General features: G+C 66.0%; 23 protein-coding genes and 1 tRNA gene. 4 read left to right on the forward strand and 20 right to left on the reverse strand.

The window, feature by feature from the left end:
• The 3 genes from H3O04_RS18605 to H3O04_RS18615 form a co-directional block, all read right to left on the reverse strand.
• Nucleotides 1–466, reverse strand: a 466-nt coding sequence (locus H3O04_RS18605; protein ID WP_202588220.1) for an MFS transporter, incomplete at its 3' end; no start/stop codon positions are given.
• 90 nt (nucleotides 467–556) lie between these two features.
• A complete protein-coding gene (locus H3O04_RS18610; RefSeq protein ID WP_023478006.1) occupies nucleotides 557–1,768 on the reverse strand; it encodes a CaiB/BaiF CoA transferase family protein in 1,212 nt (403 codons plus the stop codon).
• Nucleotides 1,765–3,516 carry an acyl-CoA dehydrogenase family protein gene (locus H3O04_RS18615; protein WP_023478007.1) on the reverse strand — a complete coding sequence of 584 codons (1,752 nt, stop codon included), beginning with the start codon at nucleotides 3,514–3,516 and terminating at the stop codon, nucleotides 1,765–1,767. The genes H3O04_RS18610 and H3O04_RS18615 overlap by 4 nt, the downstream gene beginning before the upstream one ends.
• A 173-nt stretch (nucleotides 3,517–3,689) precedes the next feature.
• Here H3O04_RS18615 and H3O04_RS18620 point away from each other — a divergent pair, with 173 nt between their 5' ends.
• The 3 genes from H3O04_RS18620 (at nucleotide 3,690) to H3O04_RS18630 (ending at nucleotide 6,183) form a co-directional block, all read left to right on the forward strand.
• Nucleotides 3,690–4,592 (forward strand): LysR family transcriptional regulator, encoded by a 903-nt coding sequence (locus tag H3O04_RS18620; RefSeq protein ID WP_023478008.1) that lies wholly within the window; start codon nucleotides 3,690–3,692, stop codon nucleotides 4,590–4,592.
• A gap of 98 nt (nucleotides 4,593–4,690) precedes the next feature.
• A tRNA-Val gene (locus H3O04_RS18625) sits at nucleotides 4,691–4,765 on the forward strand.
• A 173-nt stretch (nucleotides 4,766–4,938) separates the two neighbouring features.
• Nucleotides 4,939–6,183 (forward strand): tyrosine-type recombinase/integrase, encoded by a 1,245-nt coding sequence (locus tag H3O04_RS18630; protein ID WP_202588221.1) that lies wholly within the window; start codon nucleotides 4,939–4,941, stop codon nucleotides 6,181–6,183.
• A 67-nt stretch (nucleotides 6,184–6,250) separates the two neighbouring features.
• Here H3O04_RS18630 and H3O04_RS18635 read toward each other — a convergent pair whose 3' ends face one another.
• On the reverse strand, nucleotides 6,251–6,688 hold the full coding sequence (locus tag H3O04_RS18635) for a hypothetical protein (RefSeq protein ID WP_050376386.1): 438 nt from the start codon (nucleotides 6,686–6,688) through the stop codon (nucleotides 6,251–6,253).
• A gap of 398 nt (nucleotides 6,689–7,086) precedes the next feature.
• Between H3O04_RS18635 and H3O04_RS18640 the strand changes: the two genes are divergently transcribed.
• Complete coding sequence (locus H3O04_RS18640) at nucleotides 7,087–7,824, forward strand: DUF5677 domain-containing protein (protein ID WP_202588222.1); 738 nt, start codon at nucleotides 7,087–7,089, stop codon at nucleotides 7,822–7,824.
• Nucleotides 7,825–8,081: 257 nt separating this feature from the next.
• Here the strand turns inward: H3O04_RS18640 and H3O04_RS18645 are convergent, their stop codons facing one another.
• The 16 genes from H3O04_RS18645 to hutH form a co-directional block, all read right to left on the reverse strand.
• The gene (locus H3O04_RS18645) at nucleotides 8,082–8,774 is read right to left on the reverse strand and encodes a hypothetical protein (RefSeq protein WP_050376411.1); all 693 of its coding nucleotides are present in this window, start codon (nucleotides 8,772–8,774) and stop codon (nucleotides 8,082–8,084) included.
• A 265-nt stretch (nucleotides 8,775–9,039) separates the two neighbouring features.
• Nucleotides 9,040–9,471: a single-stranded DNA-binding protein gene (locus H3O04_RS18650; RefSeq protein WP_202588223.1), complete on the reverse strand. Its 432-nt coding sequence runs from the start codon at nucleotides 9,469–9,471 to the stop codon at nucleotides 9,040–9,042.
• 142 nt (nucleotides 9,472–9,613) lie between these two features.
• The gene (locus H3O04_RS18655) at nucleotides 9,614–11,560 is read right to left on the reverse strand and encodes an AAA family ATPase (RefSeq protein WP_202588224.1); all 1,947 of its coding nucleotides are present in this window, start codon (nucleotides 11,558–11,560) and stop codon (nucleotides 9,614–9,616) included.
• A complete protein-coding gene (locus H3O04_RS18660) occupies nucleotides 11,557–11,889 on the reverse strand; it encodes a hypothetical protein (RefSeq protein WP_202588225.1) in 333 nt (110 codons plus the stop codon). Before H3O04_RS18660 ends, H3O04_RS18655 begins: the two co-directional genes overlap by 4 nt.
• 4 nt (nucleotides 11,890–11,893) lie before the next feature.
• Nucleotides 11,894–12,109, reverse strand: a complete 216-nt coding sequence (locus H3O04_RS18665) for a helix-turn-helix transcriptional regulator (RefSeq protein ID WP_232448336.1) — start codon at nucleotides 12,107–12,109, stop codon at nucleotides 11,894–11,896.
• Nucleotides 12,110–12,244: 135 nt separating this feature from the next.
• On the reverse strand, nucleotides 12,245–12,904 hold the full coding sequence (locus H3O04_RS18670; protein ID WP_202588226.1) for a sigma factor-like helix-turn-helix DNA-binding protein: 660 nt from the start codon (nucleotides 12,902–12,904) through the stop codon (nucleotides 12,245–12,247).
• Nucleotides 12,905–13,341: 437 nt separating this feature from the next.
• Complete coding sequence (locus tag H3O04_RS18675) at nucleotides 13,342–14,736, reverse strand: aspartate aminotransferase family protein (protein ID WP_202588227.1); 1,395 nt, start codon at nucleotides 14,734–14,736, stop codon at nucleotides 13,342–13,344.
• A gap of 28 nt (nucleotides 14,737–14,764) precedes the next feature.
• On the reverse strand, nucleotides 14,765–16,102 hold the full coding sequence (locus H3O04_RS18680) for a glutamine synthetase family protein (protein ID WP_011549431.1): 1,338 nt from the start codon (nucleotides 16,100–16,102) through the stop codon (nucleotides 14,765–14,767).
• Nucleotides 16,087–16,926 (reverse strand): gamma-glutamyl-gamma-aminobutyrate hydrolase family protein, encoded by an 840-nt coding sequence (locus tag H3O04_RS18685; protein WP_202588228.1) that lies wholly within the window; start codon nucleotides 16,924–16,926, stop codon nucleotides 16,087–16,089. Before H3O04_RS18685 ends, H3O04_RS18680 begins: the two co-directional genes overlap by 16 nt.
• Before the next feature lie 729 nt (nucleotides 16,927–17,655).
• Nucleotides 17,656–18,453 carry an N-formylglutamate deformylase gene (gene hutG, locus H3O04_RS18690; protein ID WP_006478347.1) on the reverse strand — a complete coding sequence of 266 codons (798 nt, stop codon included), beginning with the start codon at nucleotides 18,451–18,453 and terminating at the stop codon, nucleotides 17,656–17,658.
• A gap of 60 nt (nucleotides 18,454–18,513) precedes the next feature.
• A complete protein-coding gene (locus tag H3O04_RS18695; RefSeq protein ID WP_202588229.1) occupies nucleotides 18,514–19,890 on the reverse strand; it encodes a formimidoylglutamate deiminase in 1,377 nt (458 codons plus the stop codon).
• Between the two features lie 201 nt (nucleotides 19,891–20,091).
• Nucleotides 20,092–21,315 (reverse strand): imidazolonepropionase, encoded by a 1,224-nt coding sequence (gene hutI, locus H3O04_RS18700; protein ID WP_202588230.1) that lies wholly within the window; start codon nucleotides 21,313–21,315, stop codon nucleotides 20,092–20,094.
• A 4-nt stretch (nucleotides 21,316–21,319) separates the two neighbouring features.
• Nucleotides 21,320–21,943, reverse strand: coding sequence for a HutD/Ves family protein (locus H3O04_RS18705; RefSeq protein ID WP_124478292.1), 624 nt, complete (start codon nucleotides 21,941–21,943; stop codon nucleotides 21,320–21,322).
• Between the two features lie 2 nt (nucleotides 21,944–21,945).
• A complete protein-coding gene (hutU, locus tag H3O04_RS18710; protein ID WP_006478343.1) occupies nucleotides 21,946–23,634 on the reverse strand; it encodes a urocanate hydratase in 1,689 nt (562 codons plus the stop codon).
• A gap of 39 nt (nucleotides 23,635–23,673) precedes the next feature.
• A complete protein-coding gene (hutC, locus tag H3O04_RS18715) occupies nucleotides 23,674–24,369 on the reverse strand; it encodes a histidine utilization repressor (RefSeq protein WP_006478342.1) in 696 nt (231 codons plus the stop codon).
• A gap of 4 nt (nucleotides 24,370–24,373) precedes the next feature.
• Entirely contained in the window at nucleotides 24,374–25,897 is a 1,524-nt protein-coding gene (gene hutH, locus H3O04_RS18720) for a histidine ammonia-lyase (RefSeq protein ID WP_202588231.1), read from the reverse strand.
• Between the last annotated feature and the right edge of the window lie 247 nt (nucleotides 25,898–26,144).

Consider the following 26,144-nt stretch of genomic DNA (forward strand, 5'->3'; position numbering starts at 1 on the left):
GGATGCTGCGATGCTTCGGTGCATTCTCGCTCGCGATCAGCACCGCGCCGCCCCACTCGCCGCCGACCGCGATGCCCTGTAGCACGCGCAGCACGACGAGGCCCGCCGGCGCCCAGACGCCGATCGACGCGTAACCGGGCAGCAGGCCGATGCCGGTCGTCGCGAGCCCCATCATCACCAGCGTGATCACGAGCGCGGTCTTGCGGCCGACGCGATCGCCGAGATGGCCGAACACGATGCCGCCGAGCGGCCGCGCGGCGAAGCCGGCCCAGAACGTGACGAACGCGAGCAGCGTCGCGACGCCGGGGTTCATCGTGCTCGAAAAGAACACCTTGCCGAACACGAGCGCCGCGGCCGTGCCGTAGATGTAGAAGTCGTACCACTCGATCGTGGTGCCGACGAACGCCGCGAGGGCGGCGCGGCCGGGCCGCGGCTGCGCGGCGCTCGGGGATTGCGGACGACTCATCGATGTCTCCATATTGTGATGATCGGGGGCGCGACTCGCGCGCGCCTTTCCCGGGTGGCCGGCATCACGCCGCCGGCCGGCGGCGTCGTGTCAGTCGGGCGGCGACTCGCCGGCGGCCGTCTTCAGCACGCCGGCATCGAGCAGTTGCTGCTGAAGCGCGCGATCGACGCCGAGCCGGTCGAGCACCGCGCGCGTATCGCGCCCGAGCGCGGGCGGCGCCGACCGGTAGGTGGCCGGCGTGCGCGACAGCTTCACCGGCGACGCGGTGCCGCGATACGCGCCGATCTCGACGAACAGGTTGCGATGCAGCGCATGCGGATCGTGCGCGACGTCGGCCACCGTGCGCACCGGCCCGCACGGCACGCCGGCCGCCATCAGGTCGCGCGCGAGCGGCTCGCACGCATGCGCGGCAAGCCGCGCTTCCAGTTCGGCCTTCAGCTCGGGCCGGTGCGCGCAGCGGCTGCGGTTGTCGACGAAGCGCGGATCGTCGGCGAGCGCCGGCGCGCCGAGATGCGCGACGAGCCGCGCGAACTGCCGGTCGTTGCCGACCGCGAGGAAGATCGGCACGGTCGCCGTGCGATAGCTGTCGTACGGCGCGATGTTCGGATGCGCGTTGCCGCTGCGTTCCGGCACGCGGCCCGAGCCGAAGAAGTTCGGCAGGTGCGGATGCAGCAGCGACACGCCGCAGTCGTACAGCGCGACGTCGATCGACTGCCCGCGCCCGCTCTTCTCGCGCTCCGCGAGCGCGAGCAGGATGCCGGCGAGCGCGTTGAGCCCCGTGACCATGTCGACGATCGGCAAACCGATGCGGGTCGCGTCGCCGTCGCGTTCGCCGTTCACGCTCATCAGCCCGGCCATCGCCTGGATCACCGCGTCGTAGCCCGGCAGCCCGCCGAGCGGGCCGTCGTCGCCAAAGCCCGTCACCGCGCAGTGGATCAGGCGCGGGAAAAGCGGCTGCAGGTCGCGTGCGTAGTCCATCCCCCAGCGCGCAAGCGTGCCCGGCTTGAAATTCTCCACGAGCACGTCGGCTTCTTCGAGCAGGCGCCACAGGATCGCGCGCCCTTCGTCGTGCGACAGGTCGAGCGCGAGCCCCTCCTTGTTGCGGTTCACGCCCATGAAATACCACGCCGTGTCGCCGAGGAACGGCGGCCCCCAGCCGCGCGTCTCGTCGCCGGCGGGCGGCTCGATCTTGATCACCGTCGCACCGTGGTCGGCGAGCGCCTGCGTGCAGTACGGGCCGCCGAGCACCCGGCTCAGGTCGACGACCTTCAGGCCGTCCAGTGCGCCACGCGTCGTGTTCATCGCTCGACCTCCGGCAGCAGGTCGAGCGCCATGTCGAGCGCGACCGGCAGGCCACGCAGCAGCGCATCGGACGCGGCCGATTCGTCGTCGCGCGGGGCCGGCGCGAGCGGATCGACCGGCAGCAGCTTGTGCCGCACGATCAGGTGCGCGAGCGCGAGACGCCGGAAATCCGGCGCGAGCCGTGCGCCTTCGCAGGCCATCAGCACGGCCGCGCTCGCGTAGTACAGCGCGGACGCGGCCTGCCGCACGCGCGCGTCGTCGCCTTCCCCGGCCACCCTCGCAAGTGCATCGCATGCCCGTACGAGGATGCGCCGCAGCGCCGTGCGGCTCGCCTCGGGCAGCGGCGCCGCGCCCAGACGATCGCCGAGGAACGTCCGCAGCGCGTCGAGCGCATGCTCGCGCTGCGCGGCACGCGCGACGTCGAGTGCGACGATGTTGCTCGTGCCTTCCCAGATCGAACCGAGATGCGCGTCGCGTACGAGCCGCGCATCGCTCCATTCCTCGATATAGCCGGTGCCACCGCGCACTTCCATCGCGTCGCCCGTCACGCGGCGCGCGTCGCGGCAGGCGCGGAACTTGATCAGCGGCGTCAGGATCCGCACGCAGCGCGCGGCCTGCTCGTCGCCCGCGTCGGCCTGCGGCAGCAGCAGCGCGATCTGCATGAACATCGCGCGCGCGGCCTCGGCCGGCAGCAGCATCTTCATCAACTGGCGCTGCATCAGCGGCATCTCGATCAGCTTGCGGCCAAACGCCTCGCGATGCGCGGCGACGTGCAGCGCTTCGTTCAGCGCGCGCCGCATCAGCCCCGCCGCGCGCACGCCGTTCGACAGCCGCGACATGTTGATCATGTCGGCCATCTGGTGAAAGCCGCGACCGATCTCGCCGATCAGGTACGCCTGCGCACCTTCGAGCGCGATCTCGCCGCTGGCCATCGAACGACTGCCGAGCTTGTCCTTCAGGCGCACGATCCGGTAGCGGTTGCGCGTGCCGTCCGGCAGTGTCTTCGGCAGCAGGAACAGCGCGAGGCCCTTGATGCCGTCCGGCGCGCCGTCGGGCCGCGCGAGCACCATCGCGAGATCGGCGTCCGCGTTCGAGCAGAACCACTTGTCGCCGGTCAGCCGCCAGACGGTCTCGCCGTGCGCGTCGGTTTCGCTGGTCGCGCGCGTCGCGATACGGCCGACGTCGGAGCCGGCCGCCTGCTCGGTCATGAACATCGCGCCTTGGTACAGCGTATCGAAGTCGCGCGAGGCGAGCCGCGGCAGGTAGCGCGCGACGAGCGCGGGATCGCCGAAGCGGCGCAGCGTGCGCGTCAGCGAATCGGTCATGCTGACCGGGCAGCACAGCCCGAATTCCGCCTGCACGAACAGGAACGTCAGCGCGTACTTGACGAGCGGCGGCACGGTTTCGGCGCTGTGGCTCAGTGATGCGAGCCCGAGCTCTGCATACGCGACGCGTTCGAGCGCGACGTACGCCGGGTCCTTGTCGATCCGCTGCACGGCCTCGCCGCGCCGGTTGCGATGCTCGAGCACGGGCGGATGCTTGTCCGCGCGCGACGCCCATTCGTCGAGTTCGCCCGACACGCGCGCGCCGAGCGCGTGCAACCGCGGCTCGAGTTCGGCATAGTGCGCGTCGCCGAGATGCAGCTTCAGCAACGCGCCGAGATCGGGATCGACGGTGAAGAAATTGATGCCCCGGGTATCGGGAATATTGGATGCGCCGGTGTCCGGCGTGCGAGCGGTGTCGTTCATGCGTGCGTCTCCTGGGTTGCCTGCGCGGCGACCGGGCCATGCGTCGCAGCGCCCGGCCGGTCCTGCGTCAAGCCTCCCGCAGAGCGTAGGCGCGCGATCGATAAGCGTCCAATACAGGATTTGTCCGGTACGATAGATATCGCTTATCGATGCCGACGCCGGGAGGAGACACCATGGAACTGAGGCAGTTGCGCTACTTCGTGGCGGTGGCGGAGGAGCTGCATTTCGGGCGCGCGGCGACGCGCCTGTTCATCTCGCAGCCGGCGCTGAGTTTCGACATCCGCAAGTTCGAGGACGCGCTCGGCGTGCAGTTGTTCTCGCGCACCAACAAGACGGTCGCGCTGACCAACGCGGGCGAGGTGCTGCTCGGCGAAGCGCGCCGGCTGCTGCTGCAGGCGGACGAAGCCGAGCGCCTGACGGTGCGCTCCGCGTCGGGGCTCGCCGGCCGGCTGCGGATCGGCTTCGTCCACTCGATGCTGTATCGCGGGCTGCCCGATGCCGTGCGGCGCTTCGAGGCCGACTATCCGGGCGTCGAGGTCGTGCTGAGCGAGATGAACACGCACGCGCAGGTGCAGGCGATCCAGCGCGGCCAGATCGATCTCGGCTATGCGCACTGGGGCCACTTCCCGCCCGAGGTCGAATCGGTGCTCGTCTATGCGGAGCCGTTCGTGTGCTGCCTGCCGGCCGCGCATCCGCTCGCGCGGCGCAGGCAGGTCGCGCTCGCCACGCTCGCGACCGAACCGTTCATCCTGTTTCCGCGCGACGCCGCGCCGCACTATCACGACCTGATCATCGCGCAGTGCGTGAACGCGGGATTCAGTCCGCTGATCCGCCACGAGGCGCGGCTGTGGCAGACGATCCTGTCGATGATCGAGTTCGGGATGGGCATCGCGCTGGTGCCGCGCGTGCTGCAGCAGGCGAAAAGCGATCGGCTCGTGTTCCTGCCGCTGAAGGATGCGTCGCTCGAATCGCGTACGCTCGCGCTGAAACGCAGCGGCACCGCCGAACCGGTGGCGCTGCGCTTTGCCGGCTACGTACGCGCGTCGATCGATGCGCTGCCCGCGCTGGCGGGCTGAGCGCGCGGCTCGCGAACCGGTGCTTGCGGCTATTTGAAAAAATTTGCAGAAAGGGCTTTACGAGCCCCAAAATCTCTGACATAATTTGATTCTTCTTTGGGCGGTTAGCTCAGCGGTAGAGCACTGCCTTCACACGGCAGGGGTCACTGGTTCGATCCCAGTACCGCCCACCAAAGAATATTCCGGGGTGTTCTCGGAACATCCCGAAACCCGCTTAGCTGCAAGGCTTAGCGGGTTTTTTCATTCCCGGGAATTCCGGAAAACGCCAACGGCAGCCGGGGGTATGTAGGGGTATTTTTAGGGGTACGCGCCGCGAAATGCTGCGCGTCCGCTCGGAGATACCCCCATGCCGCTCACCGACATCGCAATCAAGAACGCTAGGGCCGGCGACAAGCCGCAGAAGCTGTTTGACGGCGGCGGTCTGTTCCTACTCGTCACGCCGGCAGGACAGCGCTACTGGCGGTTCAAGTACCGAATCGCCGGTAAGGAAAAGTTGCTCGCGTTCGGCGTCTATCCGGACGTATCGCTACAAGCGGCGCGCAAGAAGCGCGATGACGCCCGCGAGAAGCTGGCGGCCGGTATCGATCCCGGCGAAGCGAAGAAGGCGGACAAGCGCGCCGCCCGCCTCGCCGCCGCGACGAGCTTCGAAGCCGTTACGCGCGAATGGTTCAACAAGCATTCGCCCGGATGGGCAACAAGCCATTCGAGCAAGATCATCGCCCGCTTCGAAAACGATGTGTTCCCGTGGCTCGGGAAGCGCCCTATCTCCGGAATTCAGCCGGCCGAGGTGTTCGACGTTATCCGCAGGATCGAAGCACGCGGAACGCTCGACACGGCCCACCGGGCGAAACAGAACTGCGGCCAAGTATTCCGATATGCCGTCGCAACCGGTCGCGCAACGCGCGACGTAACGGCCGACCTTCGTGGCGCACTTCCGCCGATCCGACAAAAGCATTTCGCGGCCATCACTGACCCCGGCAAGGTCGGCGAGTTGCTGCGTGCGTTCGACGCCTTCGGCGGTACGTTTCCGGTTCACTGCGCGCTCAAGCTCGCGCCGATGCTGTTCCGTCGCCCGGGCGAGTTGCGTGCCGCTGAATGGTCGGAAATCGACTTGGATAACGCGACGTGGGAGATTGATGGCACACGCATGAAACGCAACAAGGCGGCCAAGATGGACGGCGGAGCGCATATCGTGCCCCTACCCGATCAGGCCGTCGCCATCCTGCACGAATTGCACGCGTTGACCGGCGACGGTCGTTACGTATTCCCCGGGGCACGCGACCGGAATCGACCAATGAGCGAGGCAACGATTAACGCCGCGCTGCGCCGGCTCGGCTACGATACGCGCACCGAAATCACCGGCCACGGCTTCCGAGCGATGGCGCGTACCATCATGGTGGAAGTGCTCGGTGTCGCGGTCGAGGTCATCGAATCACAACTGTCCCATACCGTGAAAGACCCGCTCGGACGCGCGTACAACCGCACGACCTTCCTTCCTCAGCGTCGCGAAATGATGCAGAAATGGGCGGACTATCTCGACCGACTCAAGGCGGGTGCGGAAGTTATCCCGATAAGTGCATCGGCACGGTAAGCGGTCGGTTTCCACTACTCACCTACGTCCAAGCGAAGGTGCCGTCGATTCGGTCGAACTCTCGTCGCTATGCATCCGCATAGGTAAGCGGCGGCACACCTATCAAACGGAACGGAGGCAGCTCAACGCCCTTACCCGTGTTCGGTTGAACATCGTCCCGCATCGCGCGCAGCAAGTCGTTCAACCGCCTGTCGTGCGTCGCTCGGCTTCGGTCTGCGTTGCGATAGGTTGTTTCGTCTTGGTACGCATATAAAGCCGCGAGAACTTCGCCCGATGCGACGAGCGCCAACGCGTTCAGCGCATCGGCATACCGCTCATGGGCAGCCGCCGGGATGCTTCTACCCTCGATTACGCCGGAAAGTGCCGCGACGTACTCTCGATAGTGTTCCAACTTCGTTTTGCGCCAGTCCGCGTCATGCTCTCGTTTCCGAGTCAAATACGACGTTAGGATGACCCCTACAATCGCCAAACAACCCGTAACGACGCCGGTCAGCAAGGCGTTCATTGCGACTCTCCTTATGCGCCCCCGCGCGCCTGTCCGAAAGTTTAAGCGACAAACTGCGCATTCCAGCGTATCCGCCCGGCCGGCGCACTCGGCGACTACAGATTTAGCACGCCCGTGCTTAATTTCGCGGCGGTAAAAATTCGCCTTGCGCCACGATCATCGGCGCGGTCGCGCTAGAGATTGGCTACCCCTACCCATCCTCATACGGCCCCATGGACGCACCGCAAAGCCCTTCAGCACGGCCCGCGCGCATCGGCCAAGGCAAAACGTCGGTGCGCACTCCGACCGCATAAGACGGCCGTCGGCCAAGAAGCGACTCCTTGTCGACGGTAAAATGCGGCTGAAACGCGACGCGTCTGGGTCATTCGACCTGCTTGGCGCCGCCCAAAGGAACAGGAATGGACACGATAAAAGTCGTTGATCTTCTTAACACGTCGGGGCGAATTCTGGACGGAATGCGAAACCTCATAGTGCGTTCTCGACCGCCAAAGGGCGGCCCCGACCGTATGCGAGTGGCGCTGGTGCTGACAATCGCAGAACAATTCGAGGCTGCCTTGCGGCTCGGAAATGCTCATATGAGCACACATGCGGCTACACACGTTCGCTCGATGATCGAAGCGCTAGTTGTCATGCGAAAGCTAAAGACGAATGCTGGCTACGTAAATCAGTTGCGTTACGACAAACTGCACGGGGAAAAACGTGTCTACGAGGGAATACTTGCCGATCCGAGCATTCCCGATGAAGCGAAGCTGCCGGTCAAGAATCGACTCGATACTTGTCTGTTGGAGTTCAGCTCACTACATGCCGAAAAGTATCGCCCGAAGAAGATCAGCCAGGAATTTGGCGATACTGGTCTTTTTCATCTCGTCGGCCCCTACGCGATGCTTTGCGGCTTTTCACATAACGACCTCGCAGTGCTCGCTTTTCGACATCAGGGCGATAGCAGTATGGTGTACAAGCAGGATGACGATCCCACGTTCGTGCAGTCCGTTTTTTCCACTGGTCTTATAGTGCTTATGGATGCCGCCCATCAGTTCGGCGAGATCGCGAAATTTCCGGACGATTATTTTGAGCCGATTTTTTCCTCCATGAACAAGGAGTGGCACGGCGTACTCGACAAGACCGTTGTAAGCTGATGTCGTTCAAGTTGCGCAGGAGGGTGTTAGTGTTAGCGAGCAGCACTGCTGCTTCGAACGTCTCATATCGGTGATACAGCGGACCGGCACCTATGCTGACTCGGGCGACTCAACCGGGTCGATGAGCGACCTTCATTTCGCCGCAAACTTACGAAGAACATCCGTCGAGAGAGTTTCGCTTCGGTCAATAGCTTGTGGACGATAAGGCGGCGCACGGGCGCGGCTCAAGCCGTCGATGCACGCCGCCCTATGTATGGCTAGTTCCCGTAGCCTGCGACTTCGGCCAACAGGTCGCTATACGGTCGCGAAAGACGAGTTTCCCACTTCTGGCGCGGCACGAATTCGAACATCGGCTGAAGTGCCTCATCCACGCACGCGCGTACACGCGATACCAGTTCGCCGCTCGAAATCGAGCCGTCGTGGACAAGCGCACGAATGTTTCGTTGAGCTTCGGCGATTTTCTCGCGAGCCGCCTTGATTTGGGGCATGTTCGTCGTAACGTTGCCGACGCGAGCGCCCAGCCAGTTTTTCTCCGTGAATACGTCAGTCCGAACTGCGGCGCGCAACAAATCGTCGGCGCTCGACAACTCGTCGAGCGCCTCGCCGACTTCGGGCGGCGCGGTGCGTTCGAGTTCGGTCAAGATGCGCTGCCGCCTCCCCTCGTGCATCTGCGACGTAACAACGTGCCGGGTACGCGCGTCCACCATCGCGCGTTCGGCGTCGCGGTAAGCCGTTTCGGCCTTGATGAAATCGGCTTCCGTCCGCGTCGCTTCTTTCGCCGAGGCGGAAAGCTCGCGTTCGGGATTCGGCACCGCCTTCAGTTCGCGCGCCAGTTCGGCGCGACGCGCATCGAGCTTCGCTCGTTGTTTCGCCGCGAGTTCGTCGGCGAGGCCGGTATCGGAGACGAGCGCTTCGAGGATTTCCATACGCTCGGGCAGGGGTTTTTTCATGACATTCTCCAAAAGGCGCGTTAGCGCGGGATTACGACGATGTAACCTGCGGGACAAATTTCGACGCGGTACTTCACCGGGCCGGGCTTCACTACTTGGTATGGCGTCCGGCCGCCCGGACCGGGCCAAACGAGCATGCTGTAACTGCCATGCGCGGCGTCAAAATTCAGCCGCTCCAGAAGCCATTTCGGAACAGACACTTCCATTATTTCGTATTCCTATTTACCGACGTAAAACACCTTCACCGTGCGGGTTGCCCCGCGCCCTAGAAATCGTCCTGCATGTCCGACGTGTCGTCGCTGCAGAACGCCGCCGCCTGCCGTGTGCCAGACATCGCCGGCCGACCGCTTTCGCGTTCGCCGCTGTCGCCCGCGCCATGCACGGCGGCGCGCTTGCGCCGGACGTGATACGCCGACACCGCCGCGTGCGCGACCATATCGAGCGACGGCTTAGCTTCGCCATTGCGGTCGGTCCAAACTTTCGGCGTCAGCGTCCCGGCGAGCGCGACCGAATCGCCGTCATCGAGCGCCAACAACGCGGCCTTCGCATCGTCCGCGAACGCGATGATGTTGACGAACAGCGCTTCGCCGTCGCCAGCAGCAGCACGAACCTTCGCCGTCACGAACGAGCGACCGCTCGCGCCCGTGCGCTCCGCCGGCTTGCCGTACAGCTTCCCGCTTACCAAACCATCGATCATTGTCGCCTCCTGTTTTTACCCAGCAGTCCCACGGTACAGCTAGGTACGCGAGGTACACCCCCAAAGGGTGGTGTACCTAAACGTACGTACGCCGGAGTACGCGAAAGGTACGCGTACCTTTCGCGTACCTCGCGTCCTTCCCTCATTTCACCGCCACCGCAACGCAAATCATCCCGGCGGCTTCATGTGCCGCACCCGCTCCGACGAGCGTCTTCATGGCGCGATACACCGACGAGCTGGGGTATCGCGCCGCGAAGTGATGCACGACATCGCTCTTCCGAATGCCCGTCTTGCGCGCCGCCAGGAACTCGGCGACCGCACCCTCAACTTCGCCGACGCGCTTTGCGCGAACCTTGTCCGGCGGCGGTGCATCGGTCGGGACAACGACGCAACTCGTTGCAGGCGCACCCCATTTCGTGATGCCGAGTTGGACGACATCGAGCCGAAAGCCGATACGCTCGCCCTTCGTGCCGAGGTCGCGTTGCTTCGTGATTTCGGCGCAGCGCCCCGCAGCCGCGTCCGTGAGTTCGATTTCCGAATCGATGGCGGCGCGAATGCCGGACCAGCCCCGCATGCCATAAGCGGCGTTCTTCCCGCAGTGATGCACCAGCGTGAAATGCGCTTGGCATTCGGTGCGGATGCGGTCGAAGCGTTCGATGACGCGGCCCATATCCTGCCCGGCGTTCTCGTTTGCGCCCGCGCTTATTCGCGCCAAGGTGTCGCCGACGATCAGACGTACCTTTTGCCCTCGCTGCGTTTCAAGTTGGCGCACCGTTTCGATGATGGCGTTGGCGTCATCGTCGCCTTCGAACAAATTCACGGTGCTTTGAACGATGCCGAAATTCGGAACAAGTACGCCGTGATACTTCTGGTACGCCTGAACGCGCGCACAGACCGATGCAGGCGACTCGACGGCGAGGTACAAGACCAGCCCTTGTTCCGTTTGACGACCCATAAAGGGAACGCCGCGCGCGACGGCAATGGCCATATCGATAACAAAAAACGTTTTGCCGCAATTGGTATCGCCGTACACGACGCTACCGCCGCCGACCGTCAAGACGCCTTGTACAAGCTCGTCGGGCGGCTCGTAACGGTCCGGCAACTCGTCAGCGAAGGCGATTTTGAGCAGAAGTTCGATTTTCGGCGTTCTAGCTGAGCGCAGCAGGTCCGCGAGCGATTCGCTACCGTGCTCGGCTTCAAAGTCGTTCGCGTCGTAGTTCGCCGGCTTGTCGGCCGGCATCTCGACCCATGCGCCACCGATTTCACGAGCGACGGATTCCGCGTCCTGCTCTTTGCCCTTATCCGGGACGATGACGATGCGTGCGGCCGGATAGCGCTTGCGCAACGACTTCGCAACCGTGCCGATGCGACCGGCACCGAACGCGACGGCGGCGGCGGCTTGATAGTCGGCTTTCGCACACGCCCACGCCTGCCCGATGCCTTCGACAACGTAAAGCGTCCCGTCCGGCACAATCTCGCCGACCGTGAAAAACCCGTCGTTCCCGAACGATGCGCCCGGCGCGTTCAGTTTCTTACCTTGGCCCGGCGGCGGCACGTATTGAACCGTACGCAATTGGCCGTCCAACGAATACGCGGGCACGACGAGATAGCCGCAGACGGACTTACCGGCGACCGTTTGCGGATCATCGGGTGGGACGACGCACAACGCGGCCGGATTTCCGCGTTTCGCGACGATGTAGGGATGGTCCCCGCTCGCGGGCGGGTAGCTCGCGAACGCGGCAGCAACGTCAAAGCGCGGCTTTGGGGCGGCTTGTGCTCCCGGCTGGGTCGTTACCGCGTGACTCGATACGAGCGCACGTGGCGCGCCGTTCCAACCGGCATCCTTTGCCATCTTGAACAGCGTCCCCGGGCCAATGCCGCCGTCAGGTTTGATGCTCTTCCAGACGGAGCGGGCGTCATGCTCGCCGCCATAGTTCGCACCGGTCGCGGACCAGTCAAGGAAATCGTCCTCGGGGAGGCCAGCCGCCTTCGCTGCCATAGCGACGCGCACCCACTCATCGCGGGCGCAGCCGGCGTCGAGCGCAAACAAGGCTTCGCGAGCACGGGCGTCGTCGTGACCATTCATCATGCCGCCCCCTTGCTGCGCTTCGCGAGCCAGCGTGCGACCTTCCGGCGGTCGGTCGTCGTGAGGTGATAGACGCCGCGCTGCACTTCGATTCCGTCACGGTCGATGCAAACGACGCGCACGCAGGGCAAGGCGAGTCCCTTTGCGCGCAGGCCCGCGATGAGGTCCGGGCCGTTGCTGCACCCCACGAAGCCGTCCAATTCTTCGCGCGACATCGGATGGCGTTGCAGCACGGTCAACGCGCGAAGCTGACGGGGGTTAGCGGTTCCGATAAACTCGCTTTGACGTTTGGCGCTCGTCGGCTTCGGTTGGCGGGCGTTTTTCTTTTCCATCGCATCAGCCCTCGATGCGGTAGCCGGCGGGATTGGCAATCCACGCATCAACATCGGCACGCCGCCATGCAACGGAACGCGCGCCGAGCCGGACGCTTTGCGGAAAGGTGCCCGCCTTCATGCGGGCGTAAATCGTCGAGCGACTCAGGCCGGTCTCTACCTCGACTTGCTTGCGACGAATGAGCGCCTGTCGGATTTGGTGCACCATATTCGGCTCCATGAGAACGCTCCCGGCCAACCCGGGAATGGAGCCAAGGCTATTGATGGCAACAGCTACGGCGACATATGCAACACCATGCGCCTTAGTTGGCGCGGGTTTCCGGACAATTCGCGCAATAGCGAATGCAACAGCGGTTCAACCGACGCGACGTTTGCGCCCGACGTTCGAAGTACTCCCGTGGGTAAACACGGAAACAGGTTTTGTGCTGAGTTTGGCCTTTGCGTCCTTGAGCAACGTCCCGATGCGTGCACGACTCACGCCGTACCTGTCCGCGAGCTTCTGTTGCGTCATCTCCGGCAACTTCGACAGTTCGAGAAGTTGCATCAGGTCCGCGTTGCTCCACTTTGCACCCGGTGTCCGCCCCACGACAGCGGCCCCGGATCGGTCTACGTCGCGTCCATACTGGTCACTACCGCCCTTCGCGCGCGCACGCATCCCAACACTGATGATTTCTGCATGAGCGCGCAGCGAACGCCATACCAAGCTCGTACTGACATTCCCCGTCGTATCGTCGTTCTTGAAGCACATGCGGATTTCGTTGAGCGCCGCCCGAAATTTTTCCGCATCGGGAACCATGTTCGCTTCCAGCTCTTCAACGAATCGGTCGATTTCCCACAAGTTCGCGCCAGAAAAAAGGGTGCGATCAGGATCGAGCCCGCTATCCGGATGAAACGCTCGCACGCCGAGCATAATCGCAAGGCTTTGGTTTTGCGGGTCCGCGTACTCGTAAGAGCCATCAAGCCTTTGCCGGCGTTGCGCCGACGGATGACCTATCCAATCCCGTTCCTTGGTCATTTCACGCCCTTCTTGCGTGTCCTTCACAGTGGGCCCCCACCGGGCCGGTGAAGGGACCGGCTTTCGCTCCGTCGAGCTAGGCGGGGACAAGGATCAATTTACCGGGTTCGGGGACGTATCGCACGCTCGACTCGACAACTCGCCTTACCGCAAGCCGAGCTATGAGAAGCATACGAGGAGTAGACCTGCAAACCGCTTGTGCCGAATGGGACAGCGGCCACCATTCGGGGGTATCTTTGGGGGTACATTCAATTTGGCTAAGCGCTACCGGCCATACCAGACGTGGATTCCAAAGGACAATTTCAGGGAAGTACCGCCACCAAAGAATTCAAGGGCCTGCGTCTCACGACGCAGGCCCTTTTCGTTTTGGCGTCGCGCGTGCCCTGCGCGACGCGGGCGCCACGTCATTCGACGCCACGCCGCACGCAGGAACCGGCTTACCGTGCGCGCCCCACCCGCTCCGCCGTCGCGTCGAACGCGCGCTTCGCCTTGTCGACGATCTCGTCGACCTCCGCCTCGCGAATCACGAGCGGCGGCGACAGCAGCATCCGGTCGCCGGTCGCGCGCATGATCAGGTTGCCGTTGAAGCAGAAGTCGCGGCAGATCGTGCCGATATCGACGTCCGCGCCGAAGCGCTCGCGCCGGCTCCGGTCGCGCGCCAGTTGAACACCGGCGACCAGCCCCGCTCCCGCAATCTCCCCGACGATCGGATGGTCGCCCAGCGTGTCGCGCAGCCGGCGCTGGAAATACGGCCCGATGTCGGTCTTCACCCGCTCGACGATCCCCTCGTCGCGCAGCAGCTTCAGGTTCGCGACCGCGACGGCCGCCGCCACCGGGTGGCCCGAGTACGTGAGGCCGTGATTGAATTCGCCGTTGTCGATGATCGGGCGCGCGACGCGCTCGTGAATGCCCACGGCACCCATCGGCACGTAGCCCGACGTGAGGCCCTTCGCCATCGTGATCAGGTCCGGCTCGAAGCCGAAGTGCTGGTGCGCGAACCATTCGCCGGTGCGCCCGAAGCCGCCGATCACTTCGTCGGCGACCAGCAGGATGTCGTACTTGCGGCAGATCCGCTGGATTTCCGGCCAGTACGTCGACGGCGGGAAGATCACGCCGCCCGCGCCCTGGAACGGTTCGCCGATGAACGCCGCGACGTTCTCCGCGCCAAGTTCGAGAATCTTCGCTTCGAGCTGCTGCGCACGCGCGAGGCCGAATGCTTCGGGCGTCTCGCCGGCCGCCGCTTCGCCGAAGAAATACGGCTGGTCGATGTGCACGATGTGCTCGACCTTCGACGGCATCTGCTCGTGCATGTAGCCCATCCCGCCGAGCGTGCCGCCCGCGATCGTCGAGCCGTGGTAACCGTTCTTGCGCGAGATCACGGCCTTCTTCTGCGGCTTGCCCTGCACGCGCCAGTATTGATGCACGAGACGCAGCACGGTGTCGTTGCCTTCCGAGCCGCTGTTGCAATAGAAGAAGTGGTTGAAGCCGGCGGGCGTCACTTCCGCGAGCATCGCGGAAAGCTCGATCACCGGCGGGTGCGTGGTCTTGAAGAACGTGTTGTAGAACGGCAGTTCCTGGATCTGGCGATAGGCGGCGTCGGCGAGTTCCTTGCGGCCGTAGCCGACGTTCACGCACCAGAGGCCGGCCATCCCGTCGATCACCTTGTTGCCGTCCGAGTCCCACAGATAGACGCCGTCGGCCTTCACGATCACGCGGCTGCCGGCGCGGTTGAGCGCGCCCATGTCGGAGAACGGGTGGATGTGGTGCGCGGCGTCGAGCGCGCGAAAATCGGCGGTCGAGCGCGGCGGAAAAGCTTCGTTTCGATCGGTCATGTTTTCTCCGTCAAACAGCGCCGCACGCTTACACGTGCAGCAGCAGGTGCCTGCGTTCCCACGAGCTGATCACGCGGAAGAACGCTTCGTATTCGGTTTCCTTCAACGCCAGGTAGGCCTTCACGAACTTGTCGCCGAGGATGCCGGCGAGCGGCTCGCACGCGGCCATCAGCGAGATGCCTTCCTCGAGGTTACGTGGCAGCTGATACGGCAGGTCGTAGCCGTCCGATGCGATCGGCTCGGTCGGCGCGAGCTGTTGCGTCATGCCGAGATAGCCGGCGGCGAGCGTCGCCGCGAACGCGAGGTACGGGTTGCAGTCGACGCCCGGAATCCGGTTCTCGATGCGGCGCGCGACGGGGCTCGACTGCGGAATGCGAAAGCCCACCGTGCGGTTGTCGTAGCCCCACTGCACGTTGATCGGCGCGGCCATGAAGCGCGACAGGCGGCGGTACGAATTGATGTACGGCGCGAAGATCGGCATCAGCGCCGGCGTGTACTTCTGCAGCCCCGCCAGATAGCTGCGGAACAGCGGCGACACCGCGCCGTTTTCGTCGGCAAACAGGTTGCGCCCGGTGCGCATGTCCGCGAGGCTCTGATGAATGTGCATCGCGGAACCCGGCTCGTTTTCCATCGGCTTGGCCATGAACGTCGCGTACATGTTGTGACGCAATGCGGCCTCGCGCACCGTGCGCTTGAACAGGAACACCTGGTCGGCCAGCGGCAGCGCGTCGCCATGCACGAAGTTGATCTCCATCTGCGCGGCGCCGACTTCGTGAATCAGCGTCTCGATATCGAGGCCCTGCATTTCGCAGTACTCGTAGATGTCCTCGAACAGCGGATCGAACTCGTTGACGGCCTCGATCGAATACGACTGGCGGCCCGTTTCCGCCCGCCCCGTGCGGCCGACGGGCGGACGCAGCGGCAAATCGGGATCGGCGTTCATGTCGACCAGATAAAACTCGAGCTCGGGCGCGACCACGGGTTTCCAGCCCTTCGCCTCGTACAGGTCGAGCACGCGGCGCAGCACGTAGCGCGGCGAGATCTCGACCGGCGAGCCGTCGAAATGCACGCAATCGTGGATCACCTGCGCGGTCGGATCGACCGCCCACGGGATCAGGCAGATCGTCGACGGATCGGGCACGCACACCATGTCGGGATCGGTCACGCCGGTCAGCGTGCCGTCCTCCGGATAGTCGCCGGTGACGGTCTGCACCATCACGGCCTGCGGCAGGCGCATCGATTCGCCGGATTCGAATTTGTTGCGCGGAATGATCTTGCCGCGCGCGATGCCGGCCATGTCGGGAATGATCGCCTCGACTTCGGTGATGCGGTGCTGTCGCAGGAATTCGCTCAGTTCGGGTTGCATGATCGGCCTCGTTGGTCGATGTCGATGTCGGATGCGGCCGGCGACGGTATCGCGCCGCCGGCAGCATGCATGCGGTGCGCCATGCGCGCGCGGCACGCCGCGCCGAATGCCGCGAAGATGTCGCGCGACAGCGGCTGCTCCGCGTAGCGCCATTCGGGATGCCACTGCACGCCCAGCGCGAATGCACGCGCGCCGCGCACACTGACGGCCTCGACCAGCCCGTCGGGCGCGCTCGCCTCGACGGCGAGCCCGGCGCCCAGACGCGCGATGCCCTGGTCGTGCAGTGAATTGACCGTCGCCTCGTGCGCGCCGCGCGCGACCCGCTGCAGCAGGCCGCTCGGCGCGAGCTGCACGACGTGCGCGGGACCGTACTGCCGTTCGAGCGGGTCGGCCGGCCGTTCGCGATGGTCGTCGAAACCGGTCGTCGCATGCAGCCGCTGATGCAGCGTGCCGCCGTACGCGACGTTCAGCTCCTGCATGCCGCGGCAGATCGCGAGCACCGGCACGCCGGCGTCGATCGCCGCGCGAATCAGCGGCAACGCGGTCGCATCGCGCGCCGGATCGTGCAGCGTGTCGGGCGCGCTGGCGGCGCCGCCGTAATGATGCGGCTCGACGTTCGAATAGCTGCCGGTCAACAGCAGCCCGTCGATTGCCGCGACGATCGCGTCGGCCGGCTGCCGCGCGCCGAGCGCGGGCAGCACGAACGCCAGCGCACCGGCGCCGTCGACGACGGCGGCGAGGTATTTCTCACCCGCCGTGTGGTTCGGATGGGCGCCGCGCAGGACGCGGTCCGCGGTGACGGCTACGATCGGTCGTGCGCGCATCGACGTCTCTCCGGTAATGGCGCGCGACACGCTAGCGCGCGCAACGATGCAGGTTTGCGGCTACGCCGCACATGCGCGCAATCGCGCCGCGCCGGCGCAGGCGCGATCCTGCCGCCCGAATGCCGCGGCAACCGGCGGTACGGCCCGGGACGGTAGCGGAAAGGGGCGCTAGGGCAACAACGATGCGCTGCCGTCGCACTGCACCGCGCTGCACAGGTGCGCGGTCACGAGATTGAAGCGGCGCGGGCCGCAATGGGAAATGGCGAAGAAGCGAGGCTCGCGTAACGGGGCGGCGCGCGTGCCGCGATCAGCATGCCGGTTCGGCCCGGCCTGAGGCGGCGCGCCCGCCGACGGACTTCGGGTCCGGCGTATCGAAGGGCTGGCGGCTTTCACGATCGTACTCGACTGACTGATGGAGGCAGGACACGTGTCGCAATGCCGCGTGGCGACACGTCAGCAAGATGTCTCGCAGCGCATTCCGGCGCAGTCCGGCCATCGTCGATGGCCTCGCCGCCGGCGCGCGCGTGACGACTTCCTGACATTCAGCTTATATCACTTAAAAATTGCGTCAAATTTTCAGGGGTCGATGACGACATCGGTCAGACGAAAAAAACGGCATCGATCGCGCCGGATCGATGCCGTTTTGTGCATTGCGTCGGCTTGCCTGCTACGTGCCGACGGGGCGGAGCGCACTGCCCCGCCGCGGTGCCGCATGGAGGCGGCCCGGGCTCAACGATGCGCGAGCGCGGTTTCGACGAGTGTCTGCAGCAGCGGCACGATCCGCGCTGCACGCGCTTCGTCGTAGGCGTACGGACGCGTCTCTTCCATGTAGGTGATCTGCGACAGTTCGAGCTGCACGGCCTCGACGCCGGTATCGGGCACGCCATAGTGACGCGTGATGTAGCCGCCCTTGAAACGCCCGTTCGCGACGGCCGTATAGCCGCCGTGCGCGAGCACGCGCGCGGCCAGCGCTTCCGCGAGACCGGGCGCCGCACTCGCGCCGCTCGACGTGCCGAAGTTGAAGTCCGGCAGGCGGCCGTCGAAGAAACGCGGCACGTGCGAGCGGATCGAATGCGCTTCCCACACGAGCACGCGGCCGTGTTCGCCCTTCAGGCGCGCGATCTCGCGTTGCAACGCGTCGTGATACGGCAGCCAGTAGCGATCGCGGCGACGCATGATCTCGTCGTTGCCGGGTAGCGCATTGGCCGGATACAGCGGCGCCTTGTCGAACGTATCGACCGGCACGAGCCCCGTCGTGTCCTGCCCCGGATACAGGTTCTCGTTGTCGGGCGGACGGTTCAGGTCGACGACGTAACGCGCATGCGACGGCACGAGGATCGATGCGCCGAGATCGGCCGCGAAGCCGTACAGCCGCTCGAGATGCCAGTCGCAATCGTCGACGAAGCGCGCGTCGGGCGTCATCGTCGCGGCGATGTCGTCGGGGATGTGCGTGCCTGCGTGCGGAATCGAGATCAGCAGCGGCAGCGTGCCCTGCTTCAGCGTGAATACAGCCGGTTGTTCAGTCATGTCGCCTCACCGTAAGAGTCGGCCGGCGCACGCACGCCGCGTGCGCCGGTTGCCGCGCGTTCAGCGCAGCAGTTGCGCCAGCGCGGCGCGGTAGTCGGCATACGCGGCGGCTTCGTCGCGATGGCGGCGGCCGCTCACGACGCGCTCGCCGCCCGTGTAGACGTCGAGCACCGGCGTCTCGCCGTGCTCGGCGAACACGATGCCCGACAGCCATGCGGCGCTGTCGTGTTCGGCGATCGCCGGATGATCGGGATCGAGCACGAGCCAGTCGGCGCGGCAGCCTGCGCGCAGCGCACCGATGCGCCGCCCGCTCGCCTGCGCGCCGCCCGCGAGCGACGCATCGAACAGGCGATCGGCGACGTGCGCCTGCGTGTCGCTCGCCAGCACGTTGCGCGCGCGGTGCACGAGCCGCTGCCCGTATTCGAGCAGGCGCAGCTCCGAGCGCCAGTCGACCGACGCGTGGCTGTCGGAGCCGATGCCGATCACGCCGCCCTGCGCGAGGTAGTCGACGGCCGGAAATACGCCGTCGCCGAGGTTCGCTTCGGTCGTCAGGCACAGGCCCGCGACCGCGCGACGCTTCGCGAGCGCCGCCGTCTCGGCCGCGTCGACGTGCGTCGCATGCACGAGGCACCAGCGCGCATCGACGTCGAAGCGATCAAGCAGCCATTGCACGGGGCGTGCGCCGTAGGCGCGCACGCAGTCGTCGACTTCAGCCGTCTGCTCGGCGATGTGGATATGCACCGGTGCATCGCCGGGCAACCCTTCGAGCAGCACACGCAGCCCGTTCTCGGACACCGCGCGCAGCGAGTGCGGCGCGACGCCATAGCGCAGCCCGCCATGTTCCGGCGCCACGCGACGCATCGCGTCGAGCAGTTCGAGCACGCCGTCGGGCGTGTTGATGAAGCGGCGCTGGTCGTCGCGCGGCGGCTTGTCGCCGAAGCCGGCGAACTGGTACGACACCGGCAGCATCGTGATGCCGATGCCGGCCGCGCGCGCGGCGTCGATCACGCGCGTGCCGAGCTCCGCGATCTGCGGATAGCGCGAGCCGTCCTGCGTGTGATGCACGTAATGGAATTCGCACACCGACGTGTAGCCGCACTTGAGCATCTCGACATACAGCCAGCGCGCGATCGCCGCGAGCGCGTCGGGCGTGATCTTCAGCGCGAAGCGGTACATCAGGTCGCGCCAGCTCCAGAAGCTGTCGGCGGGATTCGCGCGGTATTCGGTGAGCCCCGCCATCGCGCGCTGAAACGCGTGCGAATGCAGGTTCGGCATGCCGGGCAGCACCGGCCCGGCCGCGCGCGCGACGCCTGCCGGCGCATCGGTGTCGGGTGTCACGTCGGTCAGCGTGCCGGCGGCGTCCCAGCGCAGCAGCACGTTGCGGCGCCAGCCCTCGGGCAGATAGGCATGGTCCGCGAACAACAGGGTATCGGTCATTGCGTGTCCTCATCGACCGGATCGAGCGCTTGAGCAATCCCGTCCGGCCCGGTGCCGCAGCCGGCAGGCGCGAGCGCGTCGCGCCAGCGCCGGCCTCGCGGCGATCGACCGGAGTGCGCCCGTTGCGCACCGGCTCCGGTCCCCTGCAAAGCGTCGGCCGGGCTCGGTACGTCACGTACCGAGCCCGGTCCGTCGTCAAACTTATCCGTTCATCCGGCGAAACACGGTCGTGCCGCCGCGTACGACCTGCTCGCACAGCGGCCGGCCGATCCAGTACGCCAGCTCGGCCAGCGAGCCGACCGACCACACGGCGAAATCGGCCTGGCGACCGACCTCGAGCGCGCCGTGGCGATCCGCGCGGCCCAGCGCCGCGGCCGCATGGCGCGTGACGCCCTGCAGCACCTCGGGCACCGTCATGCGGAACAGCGTGCAGCCCAGGTTCAGCGTGAGCAGCAGCGATTCGAGCGGCGACGTGCCGGGGTTGTGATCGGTCGCGAGCGCGATCGGCACGCCGTGCTTGCGCAGCAGCTCGATCGGCGGCAGCTGCGTTTCGCGGATGAAGTAGTACGCACCGGGCAGCAGCACGGCGACCGTACCGGCCGCCTTCATTGCCTCGATGCCCACTTCGTCGAGAAATTCCAGATGGTCGGCGGACAGCGCGCGGTAACGCGCGGCGAGCGCCGTCCCGCCCGCATTCGACAGTTGCTCCGCATGCAGCTTCACCGGCAGCCCGCGCCGCGTCGCGGCCTCGAACACGCGCTCGGTCTGCGCGAGCGAGAAGCCGATGCGTTCGCAGAACACGTCGACCGCGTCGACGAGCCCTTCGTCGGCCAGCGTCGGCAGCATGCGGTCGCACACTTCGTCGATGTATTCGTCCGCGCGGCCCGCGTATTCCGGCGGCAGCGCATGCGCGCCGAGGAAGGTCGTATAGACGGTGACCGGGAAGCGCTCGCCGAGCTGGCGCGCGACGCGCAGCATCTTGCGCTCGCTCGCGAGGTCGAGCCCGTAGCCCGACTTGATCTCGATCGCGGTCACGCCTTCGGCGAGCAGCGGCTGCAGGCGCGCGGCGGCCTGCACGAACAGCGTCGTCTCGTCGGCCGCGCGCGTCGCGCGCACCGTCGACACGATCCCGCCGCCCTGCCGCGCGATTTCCTCGTAGCTGACGCCCGCGAGGCGTTGCGCGAATTCGTCGGCGCGCGTGCCGCCGTACACGAGGTGCGTATGGCAATCGACGAGGCCCGGCGTCACCCACGCGCCGTGCAGGTCCTCGCGCTGCCAGTGCGCGTAACCGTGCGGCAGCGCGGACAACGCGCCGAGCCACGCGATCGTGCCGGTTTCGTCGACGGCGATCGCCGCGTCGTCGATCGTCTCGTCGGGATGGCCGTGCGGACACAGCCTCAGGTGATGCCAGACAGTCGGTTTCATGCGTTCAGTCTCGTTCGCCGACGGCAAGCGAGACGGCCAGCAGTGCGCCGCCTCCGCTCACGACGACGTCAAACGCACGCCGCGGCCCGTCGAGCCGCAACGTGTCCATGTCTTCCAGCGCGTAGTGCGTGCCGTCGAGGTCGATGCCCACCGCGCCGGCCGCGCAAAACAGCAGCACGGTATCGGCCGGCGCGACGCGGTGCACGCCCGCGCGCCACACGTCGAGTGCGCCACGCGCGGCCGAACGGCGCATCATCAGGTTGAAGTCGCGCGTCGCGCCGTCGTGCAGCGTCGCGTCGATCGCCGTCTCGCCCGCGAAATCCGCGCGAGCGAGCGGCGCATCGAGCACGTGGCGCGTGCCACCCTCCTCGGCGAGCGTCATGCCCGCGCCGGACAGCAGCACGAGCGTGCGGTCGATGCCATCGAAACGCGAGAACGGCCCGGCCGTGCCCACGTCGGCGACGCTCACGCGCCACGCGAACGTATCGAGCGCCGCGCCGGGCGGGAACGCGCCGATTTCACGCGTCACGCCGCCACCGTTCTTCCACGGCGACGCGACGAGATCCGCCGCGCGGATCAGCGCGACGGCCAGCGTCGCATTCCCCGGCGCGTGGTCGAGCGCCGTCATGCTCAGCGGCCGAGCATCGGCAGCTTCAGGCCGGCTTCGCGGGCCGTCTGCTGCGCGAGTTCGTAGCCGGCATCCGCATGGCGCATCACGCCCGTGGCCGGATCGTTCAGCAGCACGCGACCGAGACGCTCGTGCGCGTCAGCCGTGCCGTCGGCGACGATCACGACGCCCGAGTGCTGCGAGAAGCCCATGCCGACGCCGCCGCCATGGTGCAGCGACACCCACGATGCGCCGCCCGCGGTGTTCAGCAGCGCGTTCAGCAGCGGCCAGTCGCTCACGGCGTCCGAACCGTCCTTCATCGATTCCGTCTCGCGGTTCGGGCTCGCGACCGAACCCGTGTCGAGGTGATCGCGACCGATCACGATCGGCGCCTTCAGCTCGCCGTTCTTCACCATCTCGTTGAACGCCTGGCCGAGGCGATAGCGATCCTTCACGCCGACCCAGCAGATCCGCGCCGGCAGGCCCTGGAACGCGATACGCTCACGCGCCATGTCGAGCCAGTTGTGCAGGTGCGGATCGTCGGGGATCAGCTCCTTCACCTTCTGGTCGGTCTTGTAGATGTCTTCCGGATCGCCGGACAGCGCGACCCAGCGGAACGGGCCCTTGCCTTCGCAGAACAGCGGGCGGATGTACGCCGGCACGAAGCCCGGGAAGTCGAACGCGTTCTCGACGCCCATTTCCAGCGCCATCTGGCGGATGTTGTTGCCGTAGTCGAGCGTCGCCGCGCCGCGTTCCTGCAGCGCGAGCATCGCACGCACCTGGACGGCCATCGACTGCTTCGCGACCTTCACGATGCTCTGCGGGTCGACCTTCTGCGCTTCGCGCCATTGCGCGACAGTCCAGCCTTGCGGCAGGTAGCCGTTGATCGGGTCGTGCGCGCTCGTCTGGTCGGTCACGCAGTCCGGCGTGATGCCGCGCGTGACGAGTTCCGCGAACACGTCGGCCGCGTTGCCGAGCAAGCCGATCGACACCGGCTTGCCGGTGCGCTTCGCTTCCTCGATCATGCCGAGCGCTTCGTCGAGCGTCGTCGCCTTCTTGTCGACGTAGCGCGTCTTCAGGCGGAAGTCGATGCGCGTCTCGTCGCATTCGACCGCGATCATCGAGAAGCCGGCCATCGTCGCGGCCAGCGGCTGCGCGCCGCCCATCCCGCCGAGGCCGCCCGTCAGGATCCAGCGGCCCGACGGATCGCCGTTGAAGTGCTGGTTCGCGACGGAGAAGAAGGTTTCGTAGGTGCCCTGCACGATGCCCTGGCTGCCGATGTAGATCCAGCTGCCGGCCGTCATCTGGCCGTACATCATCAGGCCCTTGCGGTCGAGTTCGTGGAAGTGATCCCAGTTCGCCCAGTGCGGCACCAGGTTCGAGTTCGCGAGCAGCACGCGCGGCGCATCCTTGTGCGTGCGGAACACGCCGACCGGCTTGCCCGACTGGATCAGCAGCGTTTCGTTTTCCTCGAGATCCTTCAGCGACGCGAGGATCTGGTCGTAGCATTCCCAGTTACGCGCCGCACGGCCAATACCGCCGTACACGACGAGCGCATGCGGATGCTCGGCGACTTCCGGGTCGAGGTTGTTCTGGATCATCCGGTAGGCCGCTTCGGCCAGCCAGGTCTTGCAGGTCTTCTCGCTGCCGCGCGGCGCGCGGATCGTGCGCGTCGGATCGAGACGGGGATCGATGTGTTTCGGATGGTTCATGACGACTGCTCCCGAAGGAAATTGAAGATCAAATAGGAATCAGAAATGCCCGGTGAAGCGATAACGGCTGCCGGGATGCCACAAATTCGCCACCGAGGCGACGACGCCCTGCGACCAGGTGCGCCGATGTAAAACCAGACACGGCTCGACGCCGTCCATCCGCAGCTGCTCGCGCCGCTCCGGCGCCGGGGCCGCCGCTTCGATCCGGTACTCGACGCGCTGCAGCGGCGCCGCGCGCATCAGGTACTGGTTCGGCGTCGTGTTCGTGAAGTCCTGCTCGGCGTAATCCGGCGCGACCGCCGGATTCACCCACCGTTCTTCGAGCTGCACCGGCTCGTCGTTCTCGAAGTGCAGCACCTGCGAATGAAACAGCTTCGTGCGCACGGCCACCTGCATCTCGTCGGCGAGGGCCTCGTCGGCGCGGATCGTGTCGAGCCCGAGCACGCTCGCGCGGTACGCATGCCCGCGCGCGCCGACTTCCTCGGAGATACTGCGGATCGCCACCAGCGTCGACTCGTACTTCGGCCGCGCGACGTAGGTGCCCGCGCCCTTCATGCGCGTGAGCACCTGTTCGGCCGTCAGTTCGCGCAGCGCGCGGTTGACGGTCATGCGCGCCACCTTGAACTCGCGCGCCAGCTCGTTCTCGGACGGCACCTGGTCGCCCTCCTCCCACTCGCCGGCATGGATGCGGGCCAGGATGAAATCCTTGATCTCCTGGTAGACCGGCGCACTCATCGGCTTACTGTTCCGACGCGAACGAGAACGGCGCGACCTTCGCGAACGCGCGCTCGCCGACCAGCTTCGCGATCACCGCGATGTCCGGTGCGAAGTAGTGGTCGAGTTCGTAGTGCGCGACCTTGCCGCGGATCGTCTCCATCACCGGCGCGAGCTTCGGGCTCGTGTGATACGGCGCGCGCAGGTCGACGCCTTGCGCGGCGGCCAGCAATTCGATCGCGAGGATGTGCTTGGTGTTGTCCGCGATGTCGGCGAGCTTGCGCGCGGCGAACGTCGCCATCGACACGTGGTCTTCCTGGTTGGCCGAGGTCGGCAGCGAGTCGACCGATGCCGGGTGCGCGAGCGTCTTGTTTTCCGATGCCAGCGCGGCGGCCGTCACGTGCGCGATCATGAAGCCGGAGTTCACGCCGCCGTCCTTCACGAGGAACGGAGGCAGACCCGACAGCGTCGCGTCGATCAGCAGCGCGATGCGGCGCTCGGCCAGCGCGCCGATTTCCGCCGCGGCGAGCGCGAGGTTGTCGGCCGCGAACGCGACGGGTTCGGCGTGGAAGTTGCCGCCCGACAGCACTTCGCCGGTGTCCGGGAAGATCAGCGGGTTGTCCGACACGGCGTTCGCTTCGACCAGCAGCACGTCGGCCGCATGGCGCATCTGGTCCAGGCACGCGCCCATCACCTGCGGCTGGCAGCGCAGGCTGTACGGGTCCTGCACCTTGTCGCAGTCGCGGTGCGACTGGTTGATCGGCGAGCCTTCGAGCAGTTCGCGGTACGACGCTGCCGCGTCGATCTGGCCTTGATGGCCGCGCAGTTCGTGGATGCGCGCGTCGAACGGCTTCGCCGAACCGGCTGCCGCGTCGACCGACAGCGCGCCGGCGACGAGCGCGGTGCGGTACAGGTCCTCGATCGCGAACATGTTGTCGAGTGCCAGCGCCGTCGACGCCTGCGTGCCGTTCAGGAGCGCGAGGCCTTCCTTCGCCTGCAGCGTCAGCGGCGCGAGACCCGCGACGCGCAGGCCGTCGAGCGCACTCGCGCGCTCGCCGCGGATGAATACTTCGCCGACGCCGAGCAGCACGGCCGACATGTGCGCGAGCGGCGCGAGGTCGCCCGATGCGCCGACCGAACCCTTCACCGGGATCAGCGGCAGCACGTCGGCGTTGAACAGCGTGATCAGCGCATCCATCACTTCACGGCGGATGCCCGAGTGGCCGCGGCCGAGGCTCGACAGCTTCAGCGCCATCAGCAGGCGCACCGACGAACGCGCCATCGGCTCGCCCACGCCGACCGCGTGCGACAGCACGAGGTTCTTCTGCAGCAGTTCGAGCTGGTCGTGCGGGATGTGGGTGCTGGCCAGACGGCCGAAACCCGTGTTGATGCCGTAGGCCGGCTCGCCCTTCGCGGCGATGTCGGCGACGGCCTTCGCGCCCGCGTCGATCTTCGCGAAGCTGGCCGGGTCGAGCTTCAGTTGCACGGGTTCGCGGGCGATCCGGCGCAGTTGCGGGAGGGTCAGGTGGCCGGGGGTCAACGTAATCATGTGAGCAATCCTGTCTAGACAAGTTCGGAATGGATTGAAGTGTAGCCATCGGAACTTGTCTAGACAACCCGTTTTTCAATATTCCGGCCTCAGGAGTTTCCCTGATGCCGGCGCGGCCCGGCAGGCCGGTCGGTGCGATCCGGCGCTTAACATGTGTTGCGATTATTTTGTCTTTGGCAACATACGAATCATCACTCGCCACGGAGACCGTCATGCCCTTCCCGTCCCGATTCGCCGCCCGCGTCGG

The sequence above is a fragment of the Burkholderia sp. KCJ3K979 genome (assembly GCF_016759955.1).
GTDB classification, from domain to species: domain Bacteria; phylum Pseudomonadota; class Gammaproteobacteria; order Burkholderiales; family Burkholderiaceae; genus Burkholderia; species Burkholderia orbicola.